Here is a 21,872-nt window from a genome sequence, read left to right as displayed (position 1 = left end):
GGCCGATCAACGAATCCTCACGCAGGGTTAAATTTTCCGTGACACATTCAGGTCCGGATCCGACCACAATGCGGCTACCTTCCCGCCACTCCCCCGCGTGCCGATGAGCAGTGCAAAACAGGTCCTGATCGTTGAGGACGATGTCCACATCGCCAACCTGCTGCGCATGCACCTGCGCGACGAGGGCTACGAGGTCACCCACGCTGCCACTGGCGACGAGGGCCTGGCCCTGCTCGAAGCGCAGCCGTGGAGCGCGCTGGTGCTGGACCTGATGCTGCCGGGCGTGGACGGGCTGGAGATCTGCCGGCGCGCACGCGGCATGGCCCGCTACACCCCGATCATCATCACCAGCGCCCGCGCCAGCGAAGTGCACCGCATCCTCGGCCTGGAGCTGGGCGCGGACGACTACCTGGCCAAGCCGTTCTCGATGCTGGAACTTGTGGCGCGGGTGAAGGCGCTGCTGCGCCGGGTCGAAGCGATGGCGCAGAACGCGCGCATCGACGCCGGTGAACTGGCGGTGGCCGGGCTGCGCATCGACCCAGTCGCACGCACCGCGCAGGTGGAAGGGCGCGCGCTGGAGCTGACCCCGCGCGAATTCGACCTGCTGTACTTCTTCGCCCGCCATCCCGGCCAGGTGTTCGCACGGATGGACCTGCTCAACCAGGTCTGGGGCTACCAGCACGACGGCTACGAGCACACCGTGAACACCCACATCAACCGGCTGCGCAACAAGATCGAACGCGACCCGGCGTCGCCGCAGCGCATCCAGACGGTGTGGGGCCGCGGCTACAAGCTGGTCGACGGCAGCGAGGCGGCGTCGGCATGATCCGCCTGAGTCTTTCGCAGCGGTTGTCGGTGGCGTTCTTCGCGCTGCTGCTGGTGTGCTGCGGCGCGCTGATGGCGATCCAGATGCGCAGCACCCGCGTGCACGAGCAGGAAACCGTGCAGCGGCTCTCGCGCGGGCTGGCCGAACACATCGCCCGCAGCGGCGAACTGATGGACGGCGGCGGCATGCGCAGCGGCGAAGTGCGCGCGCTGTTCGGCAAGCTGATGGCGGTGAACCCCAGCGTGGAGGTGTACCTGCTCGACGACCAGGGCCGCATCCTCGGCCACGACGCGCCCAGCGGCCACCTCAAGCGCGACCGCGTGGACCTGGCGCCGGTGCAGGCGCTGCTGCGCGACGAGCCGCTGCCCATCCTCGGCGACGACCCACGCAGTGAAACCGGCCGCAAGGTGTTCAACGCCGCGCCGCTGTTCGTGCAGGGGCGCCAGGCGGGCTACATCTACGTGGTGCTGGTGGGCGAGCAGCGCGAGGCGCTGGCGGCCAACATCGCCGCCAATGCCAGCCTGCGCACCACGCTGTGGTCGCTGGCGATCGTGGCGGTGATCGGGCTGCTGGCCGGCGCGGTGGCGTTCCGCTGGGTAACGCGCCCGCTGCGCCTGCTGACCCGGCGCGTGCAGTCCTTCGACGTGGACGCGGCGGCGCCGGCACAGCCGGTACCGCCCACGCCGCTGCGCGCCGGTGAGCGCGACGAGCTGGCGATCCTGCAGCACAGCTTCGGGCACATGGGCCAGCGGCTCAACGAACAATGGCAGCAGCTGCGCCAGCAGGACCTGCAGCGGCGCGAGCTGGTCGCCAACATCTCGCACGACCTGCGCACGCCGCTGTCGTCGCTGCACGGTTACCTGGAAACGCTGGCGTTGAAGGACGCCACGCTGAGCCCGGAGGAGCGCCAGCGCTACCTGGCCATCGCACTGTCGCAGAGCCACAAGGTCGGCCGCTTGGCGCAGGCGCTGTTCGAGCTGGCGCGGCTGGAGCACGGCGGGGTGGTGCTGGACCGCCAGGCGTTCTCGCTGCCGGACCTGGTGCAGGACGTGTTCCAGAAATTCGAGCTGGCCGCGCAGGCCCGGCGGCAGGCGCTGGTGGCGGAGATCCCACCCGGGCTGCCGGCGGTGGACGCCGACCTGGGCCTGATCGAACGGGTGCTCACCAACCTGCTCGACAACGCGATCCGGCATACCCCGGAAGGAGGGCGGATCACGGTCACGCTGCAGGCGGTGCAGGGCGAGGTCCAGGTCAGCGTGGCCGACACCGGCCCGGGCATTCCGGCGGCGCGTCGCGACGACCTGTTCCACACCCCGCCGGCACTGGGCAGCGACCGCCCGGACAGCGGCGGACTGGGCCTGCTGATCGTGCACCGCATCCTGCAGCTGCATGGGCGCGAGATCCGGTTGATGGAGAGCCGCGAGGGCGCGTTGTTCGTGTTCACCCTGCCGCGTGCATGACCGTGGTCATGGCGACCACCGGCACTGGGGATGCGGTCCGCAACCGGTTGCAATGAAGCCTACCGACGCGCGAGGAACGACTGATGACCAGTGCCCCGAACTGCCGACGCTTCGTCCTGTCCGCGCTGGGCCTGATGGCGCTGGCCTGCAACGCCGTCGCGGCTGATACCTGCCCTGACACCGCCGCCCTCGAACCCGCACGCGCGGTGGTGCGCGACCTGCAGCGGATCACCACGCCCAACGGCATCCAGGAGCACTACGCCACCCCCATCGGCGGGCTGCGCCAGTGGCTGACCATCCGCGGCGACGACCGGGCCAACCCGGTGCTGCTGTTCGTGCACGGCGGCCCCGCCAGCCCGGTCACTCCCAGCCTGTGGCAGTTCCAGCGTCCGCTGGAGGAATACTTCACCGTTGTCGACTGGGACCAGCGCGGCGCCGGGAAAACGTATGCCGAAGCGCCGCCGGAGCAGGTCGCACCGACCCTGACCATCGAGCGTTACATAGACGACGCCATCGAAGTGGCCGAACACCTGCGCACCCACCTGGGCCAGCCCAAGGTGATCCTGATGGCGCACAGCTGGGGCACCATCGTGGCAATGCAGGCGGCGCTGAAGCGGCCGGACCTGTTCCATGCCTACGTGGGCATCGGGCAGATCATCAACCAGGTGGAGAACGAGAAGATCAGTTTCGACTACGGGCTGGCGCAGGCCAAAGCGCACGGCAACGCCAAGGCCGTCGCCGAACTGGAAGCCATTGCACCGTACCCGGGCAACACCCCGATCACGCGCGAACGCATCATCACCGCGCGCACCTGGCCACAGTACTACGGCGGGCTGACCGCCTACCGCGATGATTCGAAGTACTACTTCGGCGCCGCGAAGCTGTCACCGGAGTACACCGATGCAGACCGCTGCAACCTCGACAAAGGCAGCGTGCTGTCACTGGGACCGCTGCTGCCGCAGATGCTGAAGGTGAACTTCAACCCGATCACCCGTTTCCCGATCCCGGTGGTGATGTTCATGGGCCGCCACGATTACACCACCCCGACGGCACCCACCGAACGCTGGTTGAAAAACGTGCAGGCGCCCTTCAAACAAGGCGTGTGGTTCGAACATTCCGCGCACATGATGCCGTGGGAAGAGCCGGGCAAGACCTTGATGACGCTGGTGCAGGTGGTGAGGCCGCTGGCCACGCCCCGGTAACCCCGGGGCAAAAAAAAGACCCGACAGAGGGAGGGTTCTGTCGGGTCCTGGATTGCGTGGGGGGAGGGACCCACGCAAATTCCGTTTGATGCAATGCAGCATACGCCGATCTTGGTGCATTGCAACAACTAATTTCTGAACCCGCCGGTGTTCCAACTAATCCGTTCAGGAACAAGGGGTTGGCGCTCAGCCGCGGTAGCGGCAGCCCGAGGTGCAGGTCTCATGCACGGTCACCTCGCTCAGCGCCGGCAGGCTCGGCTTGAGCTCATTCCAGATCCACCGCGCCAGCACTTCGCTGGTCGGGTTCTCCAGGCCGGGAATGTCGTTGAGGTAGTGGTGGTCCAGGCGGTCGTAGATCGGCTTGAAGGCCGCTTTGACGTCGCCGAAATCCATGATCCAGCCGGTGTGTTCGCCCGGCTCGCCTTCGACCTTCAGTTCCACCCGGAACGAATGGCCGTGCAGGCGCGCGCACTTGTGGCCCGGCGGCACGTTGGGCAGGCGGTGGGCCGCTTCGAGGGTAAAGACTTTGAAGATTTCCATGCCGCCATTGTACGGCCATCCAACAAAAACATATCCATCCGGATGAAGAGATGTTACTTTTCGTTATATCCGCATGAAGCGATGTTATTGGCCCGTTAAGCCCTTGGCATGGACTACTGCGGAACTACTCGCTCACAACCCCCACCGAGTTCATGCCCAAGCACACCCTACTTGTAGCGGCGCTTTCCGCCGCTCTGGCTACGCCTTTGCCTGCATTTGCCGTAGACGCCGCCGCTGACGCCGCCAACGACAGCAAGACCCTCGCCGCCGTGCGTGTCACCGGCTCCAACATCAAGCGCACCGACACCGAAACCGCCAACCCGGTGCAGGTGATCGGCCGCCAGGAGATCGAAGCCACCGGCAAGGCCACCGTTGCCGACCTGCTGCGTTCGATCAGCGCCAACACCGGCAACGCCGCCAACGAAACCACCAACAATGGCTGGGCTTCCGGCTCGGCCGGCATCGGCCTGCGCGGGCTCTCGCAGAAGAACACGCTGGTGCTGCTCAACGGCCGCCGCCTGGCCAACTACGGCTTCCCGGCCGGTGGCCTGTCCGACACCTTCGTCAACCTCAACGCACTGCCGATGGTCGCGGTGGAGCGCATCGAAGTGCTCAAGGACGGCGCGTCGGCCGTGTACGGCTCCGACGCCGTGGCCGGCGTGGTCAACATCATCACCCGGCAGGGCTTCGAAGGCGCCGAGCTCGGCGGCAGCGTCGGCACCGCCGACCAGGGCGGGCTGGACGAACAGAACCTCAAGTTCATCGGCGGCATCGGCGACCTTGAAGCGGATGGCTACAACATCCTGGTCAGCCTGGAAGGCTACAACCGCGAACGCCTGGACCAGGACCAGCGCGACCTCACTAAGTCGGGCATCTACACCGACAAGCCCGGTGGCCGCTGGAACGGCTGGTCGGCCAAGGGCGCGCGCTTCCTGGTCAACGGCACCTCGGTGCCGATGCTCGATGCCAACGGCCAGTGCCCGGAAAACACCACGCTGGTTGCCAGCGCGCCGATCGACGGCCTGCCCGGCAACACCTGCGGCTACAACCTGGCGCCCTACACCACGCTGATTCCCTCGACCAAGCGCTACCAGGCCTACGTCAACGGCACCTTCAAGGTGAACGACAACGTCGAAGCGTTCGGCGAAGTGATCTACAGCGAGATCAAGGGCGTGGCGTGGTTCGGCAGCAGCCCGTTCTTCACCCTGGAAAGCGGCCGCTTCGCGCTCAACGCCGACACCGGGCTGGCCGAGCCGGTCTCGTCCAACCTGCCGGCGAGCAGCCCGTTCAATCCGTACGGGCGCCCCATCCCGATCGAATACACCTTCTTCAACCTCGGCCCCAGCTTCAAGACCAACCGTTCCACCGCCTACCGCGGCGTGGTCGGGTTGCGCGGCAGCCTGCAGGACTGGGACTGGGAAGTGGGCGCGTTCGGCGCGCGCAGCAGCGAGCGCGAAACCGTCTCCGGCGGCTTCGCGAACCGCTGGACCCTGGCCGACGCACTGGCCACCGGCAGCTACAACCTGCTCAACCCCTCGGCCACCCCGCAGGCGGTGATCGACAGCATCAACCTGAGCACGCTGCGTCCGGCGGAGTCGGTGCTGCAGGGCGTGGATGCCAAGATCTCCGGCGGCCTGGGCAGCACCTGGGCCGGCCCGGTCGGCTTCGCCGCCGGCCTCGAATGGCGCCGCGAAAAGCTGGACTCGGAAAACCCGTGGCAGATCGACGCCGGCCTGCAGATCCGCCCGGCGATTGCCGAAGTGCACGGCGAACGCAAGGTCACCGCCGCGTATGCCGAAGTCAACGTGCCGCTGGCCGAACGCCTGGAACTGCAGGCGGCCGCGCGCGCCGACCATTACAGCGACTTTGGCGATGCGTTCTCGCCCAAGCTGAGCCTGCGCTGGCAGCCGTGGGACATCCTGCTGGTGCGTGCGGCCGCGTCCAAGGGCTTCCGCGCACCGTCGCTGTCGGAGAACTCCAACAGCACCAGCATCGCCTACGGCAGCGTGATCGACCCGCGCGACCCGGACGTGCCCGGCTCGCGGCAGAATCCGACCTTCTTCACCGTCGGCAACAGCGACCTCAAGCCCGAGCGCACCAAAAGCTACAACCTTGGCGTGGTGCTGTCGCCGTGGAGCAACACCAGCCTGAGCGTGGACTACTACCGCATCGAACTGGAAAACCTGGTCGGCACCAACAACACCCAGACCCTGGTCACCAATGACGTGCCCGGTGCGGTCACCCGCGACGAGCGCGGCAAGCTGCTGGCGGTGTTCAACCGCTACCAGAACCTGAGCGAGCTGAAGACCTCCGGTTTCGACGTGGAACTGCGCCAGCGCTTCCCCACCGAACGCGCCGGCGACTTCACCCTCTCCACCGCGTTCACCCACGTGCGCGACTACCGCCGCCCGACCGTGGTCGGTGGCCCGCTGGTGGACTACGCCGGCAGCAACCTCGGCGCCACGCTTCCCGCCAACAAGGCCACCACCTCGCTGGACTGGACGTACCGCGATTTCCGCACTGCGCTGACCTGGTACTACACCAGCGGTTATGACCAGAAGGCGAGCGCTGCGGCCACCTCGGTGCAGGACCGCGTCGATTCGTACAGCCAGTTCGACCTGTACCTGGCCTACACCGGGCTGGAGAAGCTGACCTTGTACGCGAAGATCCAGAACCTGGCCGACGAGGAACCGCCGTACGACGCTTCGTTCCCGGGCATCCGTGCGCCGTACGACTTCAGCCAGTACGACCTGCGCGGTCGCTACTTCACTGTTGGTTTCGATTACCGCTTCTGATTGGGGGTTGCTGTGTCCTTGTACCGTGGTGTGTCGCGTCCCATCGCCTGGTTGTTGGGTTCGTTGTGGTTGCTGGCGGCGCCGGCGTTCGCGCAAAGCGCCTATTTCTTCCCGAAGGCCGGTGATTTCGATCCGGCCATTCCCACCCCGCAGCAGTTCCTGGGCTATGAGATCGGCAACCGCTACACGCGGCATGACCAGCTGGTGGCCTACTTCGACGAGCTGGCGAAACACTCGGACAAGATCAAGGTCGAGCGCATCGGCAGCAGCTACGAAGGGCGTCCGCTGCTGATCGCCACGGTGACGTCGGCGCAGAACCAGCAGCAGCTGGAGTCTTTGCGCCGCCAGCACGTGACCCTGGCCGACCCGGCGCAGCCGCTGTCGGCGGCGGGCAACAGCCCGGTGGTGGTGTGGCTGGGCTACAGCGTGCATGGCAATGAAACCTCCAGCGGCGAAGCCGCGCTGCTCACCGCCTACTACCTGGTGGCCAGTCGCAGCGCCGAAACCGCGCAGTGGCTGGACCGCGCGGTGGTGCTGTTCGACCCGGCGCAGAACCCGGACGGCCGCGACCGCGCGGCGAGCTGGCACAACGCGTATGCGAGCTCGCCGGCGTCGTCCGACCCGGCCGACAAGGAGCACGTGGAGCCGTTCCCGCAGGGCCGCACCAACCACTACTTCACCGACCTCAACCGCGACTGGCTGGCGCTGACCCAGCAGGACACGCGTCCGAAGATCGCGTACTTCCACCAGTGGTACCCCAACGTCCAGATCGACTTCCACGAAATGGGCAAGGACAGCACCTACTACTTCGAACCGTCGCCGGCGAGCATGCACAGCCCCCTGTTGCCGGCGTCGTCGTATGAGTGGAACAAGACCCTGGCGAAGTATCACGCGCAGTCACTGGATGCACTCGGCTCGCTGTATTACACCGGGGAAAACTTCGACAACTTCTCGCCGGTGTACGGCTCGACCTATCCGGACTTCCACGGCGCGGTAGGCGTAACCGTGGAACAGGCCAGCTCGCGCGGCCGCGTGCAGGAATCGGTGAACGGCCTGCTGACCTTCCCCTTCACCATCCGCAACCAGGTCGCCACCGGGCTGGGCACCGTGCGCGGTGCGGTCACCGAGCGCGAGGGGCTGCTGAAGCTGCAGAAGGAATTCTTCCAGTCGGCGTTGAAGCAGGCCAACCAGCAACCGGTGAAGGCGTTCGTGTTCGGCGACGCCAAGGACCCGGGCCTGACCCGGCGCCTGCTCGACCTGCTGCTGCAGCACCAGATCACCGTGCAGGCATTGACCTCTTCAGTGACCGTCGACGGTCAGCGCTTCGAACCGGGCAGTGCGTACGTGGTGCCAACCGCGCAGCCGCAGTTCCGCCTGGTGCATTCGATCTTCGCCGAAACACCGCCGATCAAGGGCGATGTGTTCTACGGCAGTACCTCGTATGCCATTGCGCCGGCCTACGGACTGGCCTTCGCCGGCAGCCGCAGCCGCTTGGATGCGGGTGAACGCATCAATGCACTGCCGGCCGAACGCGGTGGCGTAAGCGGTGGCCAGGCGGGCTACGCCTACGTGTTCGACTGGCGCGACTACAACGCCAGCCGAGCGCTGTACGCGCTGCAGGCCAGGGGCGTGGTAACCCGTGCCGCGTTCCAGCCGTTCACCGCCGCTACCGCAGGCGGCGAGCAGGCCTTCGCGCGCGGCAGCGTGGTGATTCCCGTAGCCGGGCAGACCTTGGCCGGTGATGCACTGCTGGCAGTGGTGGACGAGGTGGCGCGCAGCAGCGGCGTACAGGTGCATGCGCTGGCCAGCGGTCAGAGCCGCAGCGGCATCGACCTCGGCAGCGACAGCGTCAAGGCGCTGCGCAAGCCGGCGGTGGCGCTGGTGATGGGCGAGGGCGTGAGCGCCACCGAGATCGGCTCGGCGTGGTTCCTGCTCGACCAGCAGGTGCAGCTGCCGGCCAGCAAGCTGGACCCAGCGCAGCTGGGCAAGGTCAACCTGGACCGCTACACCACCATCGTGCTCTCCGGTGGCACCTACGGCGGCGTGGATGCGGCTGCAGTGGCTGCGCTGAAGCGCTGGATCAACGCCGGCGGTTCGCTGGTCACCTACGGCAGCGCGTCCAAGTGGGCCATCGAGCAGAAGCTCAGCGATGAAGTGCTGGGTGCCGAAGAGAAGGAGCCCGACAGCGCCCGTCGCGCCTTCGGCGACCAGCGCGACATCGCCGCGATCGAGCGGGTCAGCGGCAACATCCTCAGTGCCGACGTCGACACCAGCCACCCGCTGGGCTTCGGCCTGCCGCGCAACCAGCTGGCGGTGAACAAGGAAAACGGCATCAGTTTCAAGCCGAGCCGCAATGCCTTTTCCACGGTGGTGAGGATCGACGAGACGCCCCGGGTGAACGGGTATCTGTCGGAGAGCAACCGCACCCGCGTGGCCGGTGCCGCCTGGCTGCTGGTCTCGCCGCAGGGGCAGGGCAACGTAGTGCTGTTCGCCGATGACCCGGCCCACCGCAAGTACTGGCATGGCACCGAGCGGTTGCTGTTGAACGCGGTGTTCTTCGGAAACCTGTTGAACCCGACCAAGCCGCGGGGATGATGGGCGACGCCCGGTGCGACGTTCCGTGGGACACGCATGGCGTGTCTCTACGCGGACCACGGTCACGGATGCGTAGTGACACGCCACGCGTGTCATCGCGGTGCCGGAACGAAAAAGGCGACGCAGATGCGTCGCCTTTTTCACTTTCACCAACCGCTCGAATCAACCGGCGCGATGACCACCACCGCCCGGACCGCGGCCGCCACCGCCACGGCGCTGGCCCGACGGCGCACCGCCGCGCGGCGCACCGTTGCCGGCGCCACGGCTCGCACCGCGGCCGGAACCGTCACGCTGGCCGCCACCGCTCTTGGCACCGGCATGCGCATGACGCGGCGCTTCACCGTGCGGACGACGCGCGTGCTTGCGCGGCGAACGGTCGCCACCCGGCACTTCGGCCTTGCCCGGCGCGCTGTTGCCCCAGCGGATCGGGGTCTGCGGCTCGAAGCCCGGCACGTCGCGGATGTCCATGTCCTTGTCGAGCAGGCGCACGATCTGGCGCAGCAGCTTGGCTTCGTCCTGCGCCACCAGCGAAATCGCCTGGCCGGTCGAACCATTGCGGCCGGTACGGCCGATACGGTGCACGTAGTCTTCCGGCACCATCGGCAGGTCGTAGTTGATGACCTTCGGCAGCTCGTTGATGTCGATACCGCGCGCGGCGATGTCGGTGGCCACCAGCACGGTCACGCGGCCGGCCTTGAAGTCGCCCAGCGCACGCAGGCGCTGGCCCTGGCTCTTGTTGCCGTGGATCGCGGCGGTCTTGATGCCGGCCTTGTCCAGGAACATCGCCAGCTTGTCGCAGCCGTGCTTGGTACGGCCGAACACCAGGGTCTGCTCGCGGCTGTCCTGCGCCAGCAGGTGCAGCAGCAGCTCGCGCTTGCGCGCGCCATCGACCGGGTGCACGCGGTGGGTGATGGTCTCGGCCACGGTGTTCTTCGGGGTCACCTGGATCTGCGCCGGGTCGCGCATGAATTCCAGTGCCAGCTGCTTGATGCTCTCTTCGAAGGTCGCCGAGAACAGCAGGGTCTGGCGGTTCTGGCGCGGCAGCTTGGCCAGGATCTTCTTGATCGACGGCAGGAAGCCCATGTCCAGCATGCGGTCGGCTTCGTCCAGCACCAGGATCTCGATGCCGGAGAGGTCGACGCTGCGACGTTCCAGATGGTCGATCAGGCGGCCCGGGCAGGCCACCAGCAGGTCCACGCCACGGCGCAGCACGTCGAACTGGTTGCCCATGCCGACGCCGCCGTAGATGCAGGCGCTCGGAATGCGCAGGTACTTGCTGTAGCTGCGCAGGCTGTCATGCACCTGGGTGGCCAGTTCGCGGGTCGGGGCCAGCACCAGCGCACGCGGCTTGCGCGGGCCGTTCACGGCCTGCGGATTGGTGCCCAGGTGCTGCAGCAGCGGCAGGCCGAACGCGGCGGTCTTGCCGGTACCGGTCTGTGCACCGGCCAGCAGGTCGCGCCCTTCCAGGGCCAGCGGGATCGCCTGCTCCTGGATCGGGGTCGGGTTTTCATAGCCCTGCTCGGACAACGCGCGCAGCAGGAACGGGGCGAGGCCCAGGTTTTCAAAAGACATCGGGTGGAAGCTCCAAATACGAAGTAACGCCAGGCCCATTGGCCGGACGTGCGGCAGATCGATGTGATCGGCTGACTCGGAGCGTTCCCGTGAACCGCGCTGCGAGAATTGGGTGCAGCCGGCGCGGTGCGCAGACTGGAATGCATGACGAATGGCGTCGGAGTGGGGGCGGGCGAGGGATCGATGATCCGGATCGCCGGCGATCCCGAAGGGAAACGGACGGCCGCTGCAGACCCATATAGTGTATAGGAATCAATGGCCCGAGACCAAATGCCCCGTTCAGGTTGGGCGACGACGCCCCGCATCATGCGGATGGTTTATCGTCGTTTGACGCAATGCGTCTTGGCACCACCGCGCATTTGGTTACACTCGAAACCTTATTTCTGCGATTCCCGGATACCCACCCATGAAGCTTGGTTCTTTGAAGGAAGGCGGCCGCGACGGCACCCTGATCGTGGTTTCGCGCGACCTGCGCCAGGGCGTGCGCGCCACCGGGATCGCCGCCACCCTGCAGCAGGCGCTGGAAGACTGGAGCCACCTGGCGCCACGCCTGAACGCCCTGTACGAGTCGCTCAACGACGGCAGCGCCGACGGCGTGTTCGACATCGACCTGCAGGCGCTGGCCGCGCCGCTGCCGCGTTCCTATGAGTTCGTCGACGGCAGCGCCTACCTCCCGCACGTGGAGCGCGTCCGCCGCGCCCGTGGCGCCGAGGTCCCGGAGAGCTTCTACACCGACCCGCTCATGTACCAGGCCACCAGCGCCGGCTTCCATGGCCCGCGCGATGCCGTGAAGGTCATCAGCGAGGAGTACGGCATCGACCTCGAAGCCGAGCTGGTGGTCATCACCGACGACGTGCCGATGGCGGTCACCCCCGAACAGGCGGCCGGGCACATCCAGCTGGTCGGCCTGGTCAATGACGTCTCGCTGCGCAACCTGATCCCCGGCGAGCTGGCCAAGGGCTTCGGCTTCCTGCAGTCCAAGCCGCGCTCGGCGCTATCGCCGGTGTTCGTCACCCCGGACGAGCTGGGCGAGGCCTGGCAGGACAGCAAGGTCCACCTGCCGCTGGTGACCCACATCAACGGCGCCTGGTTCGGCGCGCCGGAAGCCGGCGTGGACATGCAGTTCAACTTCGCCCAGCTGGTCGCGCATGCGGCCAAGACCCGTCCGCTGGGCGCCGGTGCAATCGTCGGCTCGGGCACCATCGCCAACGAAGACACCAGCAAGGGCGCGTCCTGCTTCGCCGAACAGCGCACCGTGGAAACGCTGCGCGACGGCAAGCCGAGCACCCCCTTCATGTCGTTCGGCGACGTGGTCCGCATCGAGATGTTCGACGCCGCCGGCGAGAGCATCTTCGGTGCCATCGAGCAGCGCATCGAACAGGCGACACGGCCCTGAACATCCCGGCCGACCGCATCGAGCTGTTCAGCTACTGGCGCTCCAGCGCGGCTTACCGCGTGCGCATCGGCCTGAACCTGAAAGGCCTGGCGCACCAGATCACGCCAGTGCACCTGGTCCGCGACGGCGGCCAGCAGCACAGCGAGGGCTATGCCGCGCTCAACCCGCAGGAGCTGGTGCCGACCCTGGTGCATGGCGAAAGCGTGGTGCGGCAGTCGATGTCGATCCTGGAGTACCTCGACGAGGTGTTCCCGGAGCCGGCGTTGATGCCCGACGACGCGCTGGGCCGGGCCCGCGTGCGCGCGCTGGCCCAGCTGGTGGCGTGCGACATCCACCCGCTCAACAACCTGCGGGTGATGCAGTTCTTCAGCGACACCTGGCATGTACCGCAGCCCGAGCGCGACGACTGGACCAAACACTGGATGCAGGTGGGGTTCGACGCGATGGAGCGCATGCTGGTCGAGTCGGTGGAAACCGGGCGCTTCTGCCACGGCGACACCCCGACCCTGGCCGACTGCTGCCTGGTGCCGCAGCTGTTCAACGCGAAGCGGTTCAACGTGGACCTGACGCCGTACCCGACGCTGGTGCGGATTGAAGAGGCATGCCTGGCGTTGGAGGCGTTTGATGCCGCGCGACCGGAGAATCAGGCCGACGCAGCGGCCTGATTCCTTGTACCTGCATCAGAACCCGTGCGTGATCGCCGCCGGCGTCGCCGCCGAATAATCCGCATACGGGTCGTGCTCGCTGCCGCCTTCGGACAGGCGGAACTTCAACGCCAGGCCGTCGCGTGAATCGGCTGCGCGCAGCGCTTCTTCCTGCTCGATGATGCCGTTCTTGGCCATCCGGAACAGGCACTGGTCGAAACTCTCCATGCCTTCTTCCAGCGAGGCTTCCATCGCCGCCTTGATCTCGTGCACCTGGCCGCGACGCAGCAGGTCGCGGATCATCGGCGTGTTGATCAACACTTCCGTCGCCGGCAGGCGGCGCCCGTCCTGGCCCTTGACCAGGCGCTGGGAAATCACCGCGCGCAGGTTCAGCGAGAGGTTCATCAGCACGTTGCGGTGCGCGCTCTCGGGGAAGAAGTTGAGGATGCGCTCGATGGTCTGGTCGGCGTTGTTGGAGTGCAGCGTGGCCAGGCACAGGTGACCGGTTTCGGCGAACGCAATGGCCGCCTCCATGGTCTCCGCATCCAGGATTTCGCCGATCAGGATCACGTCCGGCGCTTCTCGCATCGCGTTCTTCAACGCGTTGTGGAAGGCATGCGTGTCCAGCCCGACCTCACGCTGGTTGACGATCGACATCTTGTGCTTGTGCAGGTACTCGATCGGGTCCTCGATGGTGAGGATGTGCCCGGTCGTGGTGCTGTTGCGGTGGTCGATCATCGAGGCCAGCGAGGTCGACTTGCCCGAACCGGTCGAGCCCACCACCAGCACCAGCCCGCGCGGGGTCATGATGACGTCCTTCAGGACCTGGGGCAGGTTGAGCTCTTCAATGCTCGGGATCTTGCTGCGGATGGCACGGATCACCATGCCCACCTCACCGCGCTGCTTGAACACGTTGACGCGGAAGCGCCCCGCGTCGGGCAGGGCGATGGCCATGTTGAGCTCAAGGTCGCGCTCGAACTGCGGCACCTGGCCCTCGTCCATCAGCGAATAAGCGATTTTCTTGACCATGCCCGGCGGCAACCCGGTGTTCCCCAACGGGTAAAGCTTGCCTTCGATCTTGATGTACACCGGCGCGCCGGTGGTCAAAAACATGTCCGAAGCGTTCTTTTCGGTCATCAGCTTCAGGAAATAGCCGATATCCATGCGAAATGTTTCCCCAACAATCAGCCGCGTGCCCTTGCAGGTACGCCGCAGGCTTCCGACAATGGCCGCGCACCTACTTCAGGCGAACGGCACCCCCAATGAATCCTAGCTTCGCACAAATACGACGTACTCTGTATGTGATGGCGTGCGCATTCGCGCTCTCTGGTGCCGCCCAGGCGCAGGATGGCGCCCTGGAATTGATGCAGGCCCGGCAGGCGGTGGACAAGGCCACCCAGGCCGACGCCGACCAGTACGCCCCGGACCTGATCGCCGTGGCCCGCCAGGGCCTGGAGCAGGCCCAGGCCGCCGCCAGCGACCGCCGCGAGCGCAAGAACGCCCCGGCCATGGCCGTGCGTGCCACCGCCGACGCCGACCTGGCCCGCGCCCGCAGCGAAGAAGCCACCGCCACCGCCCAGCTGCAGCTGCGCCGCAACGAGGTCACCCAGCTCGAACGCCAGCTCGCCGACGGGGAGGGCCGCCGATGAAGACCGCCCTGCGCCTCTCGCCCCTGCTGCTCGCCGCCGGCCTGGCCCTGTCGCCGCTGGCCTTCGCCGCCGAAGACCCGGCCGTTGCCCAGCTGACCCAGCGCCTGATGGCGATCCAGGCCAACCCGGACACCAACGAGCTGGCCGCCTTCGAGCGCCTGCAGGCCCAGCAGGCCATTGCGACCCTGGCCAACGCCAAGCGCCGTGACCTCGACCAGGCCCGCTACCTGGCCGACCGCCGGGTCGAGATTGCCGAAACCACCGTGCGCGCCGCCTTGGCCCAGCGCGAACTGGCCCAGCTCGAGCGCACCCGCAGCGACCTGCTGATCGAAGCCAGCCGCCGCGACGCCCAGCGCGCCCGGCAGGAAAGCGAACGCCTGCGCGTGCAGGCCCAGATCCAGGCCGAGGAGTCCGAACGCCTGCGCCTGGCCGCCGAATCCGAAGCGCTGGCCCGCCAGGACGCCGAAACCGCGCTGACCAGCGTGGCCGGCAAGCAGACCGCCCGCCTCAGTGCCGCCCAGCAGAACGCGGCCAAGCTGGCCCGCGAGGAAGCCGAGCTGGTCTCGGGCAACAAGCTGCCGGGCTCGAAGTTCGACAGCCGCGGCGAAGTCTTCACCTTCCCCGGCGACGCCTTCTCCAGCGGCAAGGGCACGCTGTCCGGGGGCGCCAAGGGCCAAGCCAAGGCACTGGCCGAGTACCTGAACATCGGCAAGAAGGGCCGTGTCCGGATCGAGGCCTACGACGCCGCCCCCGGAGTAGGGCAGCAGCGCGCCGAAGCCCTGCGCGACGCACTGGTCGGGGCCGGCGTCAGCACCAGTCGCTTCCAGGTGGCGGGCAAGAAGGCGGCCGCTACCAAGGCCCGTTCGGCCGAGGTCATCATCGCCCCCTGACGGTTTCAACCCGTTGTTTTCGTTACTTTTTCGTTGTTCCTCGTGTTCAGCCTGAACCCCGACTGGGCACCGCCAGCGATTTCAAACGAAACCCTTGAACCTGCCCTTGGGCAGGCGTAGGGTCGATTGTCCGGGTTGCCTTCCGCGACCCGGACGATTGGAGGACCGGGCCGATGTACCGAGGGCACGAACCAGAGCAGTCTGCAGTCCGGAATGGCCGGGCTGGGCGCATGGGTTCGCCTGCGGTCGCGGTTGACGCCGGTGCTCCTCCCGAAGACACGCCCCGTGCCTCACCGGCCGGGGCGTTCTTGTTTGTGCTGTAGACGCGATAGGAGGTTCATCATGTTTGAAGATCAGCCCCAGAGTGAAATCGACGCCCGCCTCAGTGCGGACCCGCAGTTCAAGAAGCTCTACGACCAGCATCGAAAGTTGAACAAGAAGTGTATGGATGCCTCGTTGGGCGTACTTGGGGTCGACGATGTCACCCTGGGACAGATGAAGCGTGAGAAGCTGCTGGCCAAGCAACAACTGCTTCGAATGTACGAGTCTTCCTCCCCTGTGCATTGATGTTTCCCCCGCGCCGACCCCGGGTCGGCGCCACCAGGTGGCCGGCCGGCCCACGGCCGGCGCCTGACACCCAACCGCCGCGGGCGGTGTCCGTCTCCTCGTCGACGGGCACCGTCCGCGTCGCTCTTTTGGGGGGACAAATCCGCTGGACACGCATGGCGTGTCTCTACCTTCTGTCGGATAATCGGGGGTCCGGCCGCCCTGCGGCGCGAATCGATGTGACCCGATGGCAATCCACTCCTCCGTGCTCGAACTCATTGGCAAGACCCCGATCGTCAAGGCCCAGCGCCTGGATACCGGTGTCTGCGAGCTGTACCTGAAGCTCGAAAGCGCCAATCCCGGGGGCTCCATCAAGGACCGCATCGGCCTTTCCATGATCGAGGCCGCTGAAAAGCGCGGCGATCTCAAGCCGGGTGCGACGCTGGTGGAAGGCACCGCCGGCAACACCGGCCTCGGCCTGGCCCTGGTCGCCCAGCAGAAGGGCTACAAGCTCATCCTGGTGGTGCCGGACAAGATGAGCCGCGAGAAGATCTTCAACCTCAAGGCGATGGGTGCCGAAGTCCGCCTGACCCGTTCGGACGTGGCCAAGGGCCACCCCGAGTACTACCAGGACATGGCCCAGCGCGTGGCCGAGGAAACCCCCGGCGCGTACTTCATCAACCAGTTCGGCAACCCGGACAACCCGGCCGCGCACGAGTTCGGCACCGGTCCGGAGATCCTGGCGCAGATGGACGGCGACCTGGACGCCATCGTGTTCGGCTGCGGCAGCTCCGGCACCATGACCGGCCTGTCGCGCGCCTTCGCCAAGCTTTCGCCGAAGACCGAGCTGGTCCTGGCCGACCCGGTCGGCTCGATCCTGGCCGAGTACATCAACGACGGCAACCTGAACGACAAGTCGGGCAGCTGGCTGGTCGAAGGCATCGGCGAGGACTTCCTGCCGTCGATTGCCGACTTCACCCGGGTCACCAAGGCCTACGCCATCACCGACGCCGAAAGCTTCCATACCGCGCGCGAGCTGCTGGGCAAGGAAGGCGTGCTCGGCGGCTCGTCCACCGGCACCCTGCTGGCGGCCGCGCTGAAGTACTGCAAAGAGCAGACCACCCCGAAAAAGGTGCTGGTGCTGGTGCCCGACACCGGTAACAAGTACCTGTCCAAGATGTACAACGACTACTGGATGCTGGACAACGGCTTCCTGGAGCGCCCGCAGACCGGCGACCTGCGCGACCTGATCCTGCGCCCGTACGGCCAGCGCGACACTGTGGTGATCGGCCCGAACGACCTGCTGACCACCGCTTACCAGCGCATGAAGCTGTACGACGTCTCGCAACTGCCGGTGATGGACGGCGACCAGCTGGTCGGCATCGTGGATGAAAGCGACGTGCTGCTGCATGTGTACGGGGACGAGTCGCGCTTCCGCGACAAGGTCGCCACCGCCATGGTCAGCAAGCTGGACCGGCTGGACGTGAAGTCGCCGATTGAAGCCCTGCTGCCGGTGTTCGACCGGGGCCAGGTGGCCATCATCATGGATGGCGGCACCTTCCTCGGCCTGATTACCCGGATCGACCTGCTGAATTATCTGCGCCGTCGGGTGCAATAACGGCCTGATAGCCGATTATCCGAGCACAAAGCGCGTTTATCACAGTCAACGATCGATTAAGCTGGCGCTGATAGACTTTCGCTCCTTTTAGTGGGAGCCCCATTGGGGCTTCCTATCCTTGGGAACTTCAATGTCCGACCCTGCATCCTCCGGGCACAGCACCCGCTCGCTTGCTCTGGCCACCCTGGCCATCCACGGCGGGCAGTCGCCCGACCCGAGCACCGGCGCGGTGATGCCGCCGATCTACGCGACCTCCACCTATGCCCAGTCCAGCCCGGGCGAGCACCAGGGCTTCGAGTACTCGCGTACCCACAACCCGACCCGCTTCGCCTACGAGCGCTGCGTGGCCTCGCTGGAAGGCGGCACCCGCGGTTACGCGTTCGCCTCCGGCATGGCCGCCACCTCCACCGTGATGGAACTGCTGGATGCCGGCAGCCATGTGGTGGCGATGGACGACATCTATGGCGGCACCTTCCGTCTGTTCGAACGCGTGCGCAAGCGCACCGCCGGCCTGCAGTTCGGCTTCGTCGACCTGACCGACCTGGCCGCGTTCGAGGCGGCGATCACGCCGCAGACGAAGATGGTCTGGATTGAAACCCCGACCAACCCGATGCTGAAGATCGTGGATATCGCCGCAGTCGCTGCCATCGCCAAGCGCCATGGCCTGATCGTGGTGGTGGACAACACGTTTGCTTCGCCGATGCTGCAGCGCCCGCTGGAGCTGGGTGCGGACCTGGTGCTGCACTCGGCCACCAAGTACCTCAATGGCCACTCGGACATGGTCGGTGGCATGGTCGTGGTAGGCGACAACGCCGAACTGGCCGAACAGATGGCCTTCCTGCAGAACTCCATTGGTGGCGTGCAGGGCCCGTTCGACAGCTTCCTGGCCCTGCGTGGCCTGAAGACCCTGCCGCTGCGCATGAAGGCCCACTGCGCCAACGCGCTGGCCCTGGCCCAGTGGCTGGAGAAGCACCCGGCGGTTGAGAAGGTGATCTACCCCGGTCTGCCGAGCCATCCGCAGCATGAACTGGCCACGCGCCAGATGAACGGCTACGGCGGCATCGTCTCGATCGTGCTGAAGGGCGGGTTCGAGGCGGCCAAGCGGTTCTGCGAGAAGACCGAGCTGTTCACCTTGGCTGAGTCGCTGGGTGGGGTGGAGAGCCTGGTGAACCATCCGGCGGTGATGACGCATGCGTCCATTCCGGTTGAACGCCGTGAGCAGCTGGGCATCAGCGATGCGCTGGTGCGGTTGAGCGTGGGCGTGGAGGAGCTGGGGGATCTGCAGGTGGATCTGGAAGGGGCGCTGCTCAGCGGCACGGGGTCGACCGTCCATGCGTAATCCTTTGTCTGCATTCTCTGCTGTGAGCAGCCTGGTCCAACACAGAAAGCTGATTTACCAGCTGGCCAAGCGCGAGGTTTTGGGTCGCTATCGAGGCTCCATTGCCGGGCTGGCATGGTCATTCTTCAATCCGCTGCTGATGCTCGCGGTCTATACGTTTGTCTTCTCTTATGTGTTCAATGCGCGCTGGGCTGGTTCGGTAGAAGGTAGCCGCGCCGAGTTCGCGATCATCCTGTTCGCCGGCATCATGGTGCATGGATTCCTATCCGAGTGCATTAGCAAGGCTCCCGCGCTGGTGCTGGGTAATGCCAGTTACGTCAAGAAGGTCGTGTTTCCGCTGGAGATCCTGACATGGTCTGCAGTCGCATCGGCATTCTTCCATATGCTGATCACCTTGACCGTACTGCTGATCGCGCAGTACCTGCTGCTCGGAAGGCTGCCGCTGACTGCGCTGTACTTCCCGCTTGTGGTGTTTCCGCTTGTGCTGGTATCAGCTGGTGTGACGTGGTTCTTCGCTGCTCTGGGTGTCTACTATCGTGACATCGGCCAGATTACCGGCTTGCTGGCCACAGTGCTGCTGTTCATGAGCCCCGCGCTCTATCCGGTCTCGTCGTTGCCGCCCAGCATGCAGAAGCTTATATATCTGAATCCGCTCACCTTCATGATCGAGCAGTCGCGCAGCGTCCTGATTTGGGGCGTCGCTCCTGACTGGATGTCGCTACTCAAGTACCTCATCGTGAGCGTGGTACTCGCCTATCTGGGCTACTACTGGTTCCAGCTTGTTCGTCGCGGATTCGCCGACGTCGTCTGACCGTAGTTCTCGCTACATGAAACTGAATTAGAGGCTCATCCATGTCGGAATTGGCAATCCAAGTCTCCGGTGTTTCAAAGTGTTACCAGGTCTACGACAAGCCCCATGACCGGGTGAAGCAGGCGATCATGCCGCGCGCGCGCCGCGCGGTGGGCCTTCAGCCTCGCAGCTACTTCAAGGAATTCTGGGCGCTGCAGGACGTGTCGTTCGAAGTCCGGAAAGGCGACACAGTCGGAATCATCGGTCGCAACGGGTCGGGCAAATCGACGCTGCTGCAGATGATCTGCGGCACGCTCTCTCCTAGTTCTGGTGAGATCAAGGTCAAAGGGCGGGTTGCCGCTTTGTTGGAGCTGGGTGCGGGTTTCAATCCCGAGTTCACCGGGCGCGAAAACGTGTTCATGAGTGCGGCCATTCTCGGGCTTACCCATGAGCAAGTGGTAGAGCGTTTCGATCGTATCGTGGCTTTCGCGGACATCGGCGATTTCGTTGAACAACCCGTCAAGGTCTACTCTAGCGGCATGTATGTTCGACTGGCGTTTGCCGTGATCGCTCACGTTGATGCCGATATTCTTGTCATCGACGAAGCGCTGGCAGTCGGGGACGCAGTGTTCGTGCAGAAGTGCATGCGGTTCCTGCGCTCATTCCGCGAGCGCGGAACGCTGCTGTTCGTAAGTCACGACACCAGTTCCGTGCTTAGCTTCTGTCAATCTGCGATCTGGCTCGACAAAGGCGTGATGCGGATGCATGACACCGCGCAGCAGACTACGCAGGCTTACATTGAATATTGCGCGCAGGAAAGCTACGGCGACGAGATCAAGTTGCAGGCATTGGATCGCCGAGATGCAGCTGCTGGCGCGGGAGTGCTGACGCGCGAGCCGATGAAGGCCGTGGAGGACATCACCCTGGAGATGTTCGACAACATTGCTCATTCCGATGGCTGGAAATCGGGCGACGCAAGCGTGGAGCGCGTGACGCTCACCAATATGGACAATCCATCCAAACCATATTTCTATGGTGGCGAGCGCGTGCTTTTGCGGATAGAGGCGCAGGTGAACCGTGACATGACCAGTCCAATCCTTGGCTTCTTCGTCAAAGACAGCCTCGGCCAGTCGCTATTCGGCGAACACACTTACACCCACGTGCAACCACCCATGGAGCTTACGGCGGGACAGAAGCTGCAGGCGGAGTTCGAGTTCCATCTCCCCCTGCTGCCTAATGGTGACTACTCGATGACCGTCTCGATTGCTGAAGGCGACCCGATAGCGAACACCCAGCACCACTGGCTCCACGATGCGGTAATTCTGAAAGTATCGTCACCGACACTTCGGTATGGGCTTGTCGGTATTCCATTCGATCGCGTGCAGATGCAGGTAGTGGAGGAGAGGGTATGAATGACTACACCAGTCAGATCGCCCCGCTGATCAGTCAGGACCCGCGAGTGACGGTGGGTCGCTTCACATATGGAAACCCTCAGTTCAAAGTGTGGAGCGATGACGAGTCCGTGAGTATCGGCGCTTTTTGCTCCATAGCCGACGACGTGGTGATCTTCGGTGGGGGCGAGCATCGAAGCGACTGGGTGACGACGTTCCCATTGCGTATCGCTTTTGGCGACGCGATGGCAGGTCGCGACGGGCACCCGGCGAGCAAAGGACCTACTCGTATTGGCAACGACGTCTGGATCGGGCACGGCGCGACGATTATCTCCGGTGTCACAGTTGGCGATGGTGCAATCATCGGTGCGCGCGCTGTGGTCACTCGAGACGTAGCTCCATACGCAGTGGTGACCGGGAATCCAGCAACTCAGGTGAAGATGCGCTTCTCACCCGAGCAGGTTGACGCGCTTCTTCGTATCCGCTGGTGGGATTGGCCCATTGAGGACATTCACGCTCACCAGGGCGAACTTTGCGGCGCTAGCGTGGACTCTTTCGTTCAGCGATTTTCATCCCGCTGACGAATTATCTGGCTCTAGCGAACATTCCTCGCCCGAAA

The 21,872-nt window shown here is 65.4% G+C and carries 18 protein-coding genes; 15 read left to right on the top strand and 3 right to left on the bottom strand.

Annotated elements, in window-relative coordinates:
- The first annotated feature begins 103 nt into the window (after positions 1–103).
- The 3 genes from HGB51_RS17075 (at position 104) to HGB51_RS17065 (ending at position 3,488) form a co-directional block, all read left to right on the top strand.
- Positions 104–826 (top strand): response regulator transcription factor, encoded by a 723-nt coding sequence (locus tag HGB51_RS17075; protein WP_070207061.1) that lies wholly within the window; start codon positions 104–106, stop codon positions 824–826.
- The gene (locus HGB51_RS17070; protein WP_070207060.1) at positions 823–2,286 is read left to right on the top strand and encodes a sensor histidine kinase; all 1,464 of its coding nucleotides are present in this window, start codon (positions 823–825) and stop codon (positions 2,284–2,286) included. The genes HGB51_RS17075 and HGB51_RS17070 overlap by 4 nt, the downstream gene beginning before the upstream one ends.
- A gap of 83 nt (positions 2,287–2,369) precedes the next feature.
- Positions 2,370–3,488: an alpha/beta fold hydrolase gene (locus HGB51_RS17065; RefSeq protein WP_070207059.1), complete on the top strand. Its 1,119-nt coding sequence runs from the start codon at positions 2,370–2,372 to the stop codon at positions 3,486–3,488.
- 186 nt (positions 3,489–3,674) lie between these two features.
- On the opposite strand, the gene queD is transcribed toward HGB51_RS17065, so the two are convergent.
- Positions 3,675–4,028 (bottom strand): 6-carboxytetrahydropterin synthase QueD, encoded by a 354-nt coding sequence (gene queD, locus HGB51_RS17060; RefSeq protein ID WP_070207058.1) that lies wholly within the window; start codon positions 4,026–4,028, stop codon positions 3,675–3,677.
- A 152-nt stretch (positions 4,029–4,180) separates the two neighbouring features.
- Here queD and HGB51_RS17055 point away from each other — a divergent pair, with 152 nt between their 5' ends.
- Positions 4,181–6,823, top strand: a complete 2,643-nt coding sequence (locus tag HGB51_RS17055) for a TonB-dependent receptor (RefSeq protein WP_070207057.1) — start codon at positions 4,181–4,183, stop codon at positions 6,821–6,823.
- Positions 6,824–6,853: 30 nt separating this feature from the next.
- The gene (locus HGB51_RS17050; protein WP_256123589.1) at positions 6,854–9,418 is read left to right on the top strand and encodes a M14 family zinc carboxypeptidase; all 2,565 of its coding nucleotides are present in this window, start codon (positions 6,854–6,856) and stop codon (positions 9,416–9,418) included.
- 162 nt (positions 9,419–9,580) lie between these two features.
- Here the strand turns inward: HGB51_RS17050 and HGB51_RS17045 are convergent, their stop codons facing one another.
- Positions 9,581–10,990 carry a DEAD/DEAH box helicase gene (locus tag HGB51_RS17045; RefSeq protein ID WP_070207055.1) on the bottom strand — a complete coding sequence of 470 codons (1,410 nt, stop codon included), beginning with the start codon at positions 10,988–10,990 and terminating at the stop codon, positions 9,581–9,583.
- Positions 10,991–11,396: 406 nt separating this feature from the next.
- Between HGB51_RS17045 and HGB51_RS17040 the strand changes: the two genes are divergently transcribed.
- Together HGB51_RS17040 and maiA are read left to right on the top strand one after the other, a co-directional pair.
- The gene (locus HGB51_RS17040; protein WP_070207054.1) at positions 11,397–12,386 is read left to right on the top strand and encodes a fumarylacetoacetate hydrolase family protein; all 990 of its coding nucleotides are present in this window, start codon (positions 11,397–11,399) and stop codon (positions 12,384–12,386) included.
- Positions 12,383–13,051: a maleylacetoacetate isomerase gene (gene maiA, locus HGB51_RS17035; protein ID WP_070207053.1), complete on the top strand. Its 669-nt coding sequence runs from the start codon at positions 12,383–12,385 to the stop codon at positions 13,049–13,051. Before HGB51_RS17040 ends, maiA begins: the two co-directional genes overlap by 4 nt.
- A 15-nt stretch (positions 13,052–13,066) precedes the next feature.
- Here maiA and HGB51_RS17030 read toward each other — a convergent pair whose 3' ends face one another.
- Complete coding sequence (locus HGB51_RS17030; RefSeq protein WP_070207052.1) at positions 13,067–14,194, bottom strand: PilT/PilU family type 4a pilus ATPase; 1,128 nt, start codon at positions 14,192–14,194, stop codon at positions 13,067–13,069.
- A 98-nt stretch (positions 14,195–14,292) separates the two neighbouring features.
- On the opposite strand from HGB51_RS17030, the gene HGB51_RS17025 reads away from it, so the two are divergent.
- From HGB51_RS17025 to HGB51_RS16990, 8 genes are all read left to right on the top strand, one after another.
- On the top strand, positions 14,293–14,679 hold the full coding sequence (locus tag HGB51_RS17025; RefSeq protein WP_070207051.1) for a DUF4398 domain-containing protein: 387 nt from the start codon (positions 14,293–14,295) through the stop codon (positions 14,677–14,679).
- Positions 14,676–15,569 carry an OmpA family protein gene (locus HGB51_RS17020; RefSeq protein WP_070207050.1) on the top strand — a complete coding sequence of 298 codons (894 nt, stop codon included), beginning with the start codon at positions 14,676–14,678 and terminating at the stop codon, positions 15,567–15,569. The genes HGB51_RS17025 and HGB51_RS17020 overlap by 4 nt, the downstream gene beginning before the upstream one ends.
- Positions 15,570–15,911: 342 nt before the next feature.
- Positions 15,912–16,136, top strand: coding sequence for an HP1242/YdcH family protein (locus HGB51_RS17015; protein ID WP_070207049.1), 225 nt, complete (start codon positions 15,912–15,914; stop codon positions 16,134–16,136).
- Between the two features lie 226 nt (positions 16,137–16,362).
- The gene (locus tag HGB51_RS17010) at positions 16,363–17,733 is read left to right on the top strand and encodes a pyridoxal-phosphate dependent enzyme (protein WP_070207048.1); all 1,371 of its coding nucleotides are present in this window, start codon (positions 16,363–16,365) and stop codon (positions 17,731–17,733) included.
- A gap of 130 nt (positions 17,734–17,863) precedes the next feature.
- A complete protein-coding gene (locus HGB51_RS17005) occupies positions 17,864–19,072 on the top strand; it encodes a cystathionine gamma-synthase (RefSeq protein WP_070207047.1) in 1,209 nt (402 codons plus the stop codon).
- 22 nt (positions 19,073–19,094) lie between these two features.
- Positions 19,095–19,883 (top strand): ABC transporter permease, encoded by a 789-nt coding sequence (locus HGB51_RS17000; RefSeq protein ID WP_343034388.1) that lies wholly within the window; start codon positions 19,095–19,097, stop codon positions 19,881–19,883.
- Positions 19,884–19,924: 41 nt separating this feature from the next.
- The gene (locus HGB51_RS16995; protein WP_070207045.1) at positions 19,925–21,274 is read left to right on the top strand and encodes an ABC transporter ATP-binding protein; all 1,350 of its coding nucleotides are present in this window, start codon (positions 19,925–19,927) and stop codon (positions 21,272–21,274) included.
- Positions 21,271–21,834, top strand: a complete 564-nt coding sequence (locus HGB51_RS16990) for a CatB-related O-acetyltransferase (protein WP_070207044.1) — start codon at positions 21,271–21,273, stop codon at positions 21,832–21,834. The genes HGB51_RS16995 and HGB51_RS16990 overlap by 4 nt, the downstream gene beginning before the upstream one ends.
- The last annotated feature ends 38 nt before the right edge of the window (positions 21,835–21,872 follow it).

The sequence above is a fragment of the Stenotrophomonas bentonitica genome (assembly GCF_013185915.1).
Classification (GTDB): Bacteria; Pseudomonadota; Gammaproteobacteria; order Xanthomonadales; family Xanthomonadaceae; genus Stenotrophomonas; species Stenotrophomonas bentonitica.
Note: the sequence above shows the minus strand (reverse complement) of the source record. Positions and strands in the feature narration are given on the sequence as shown.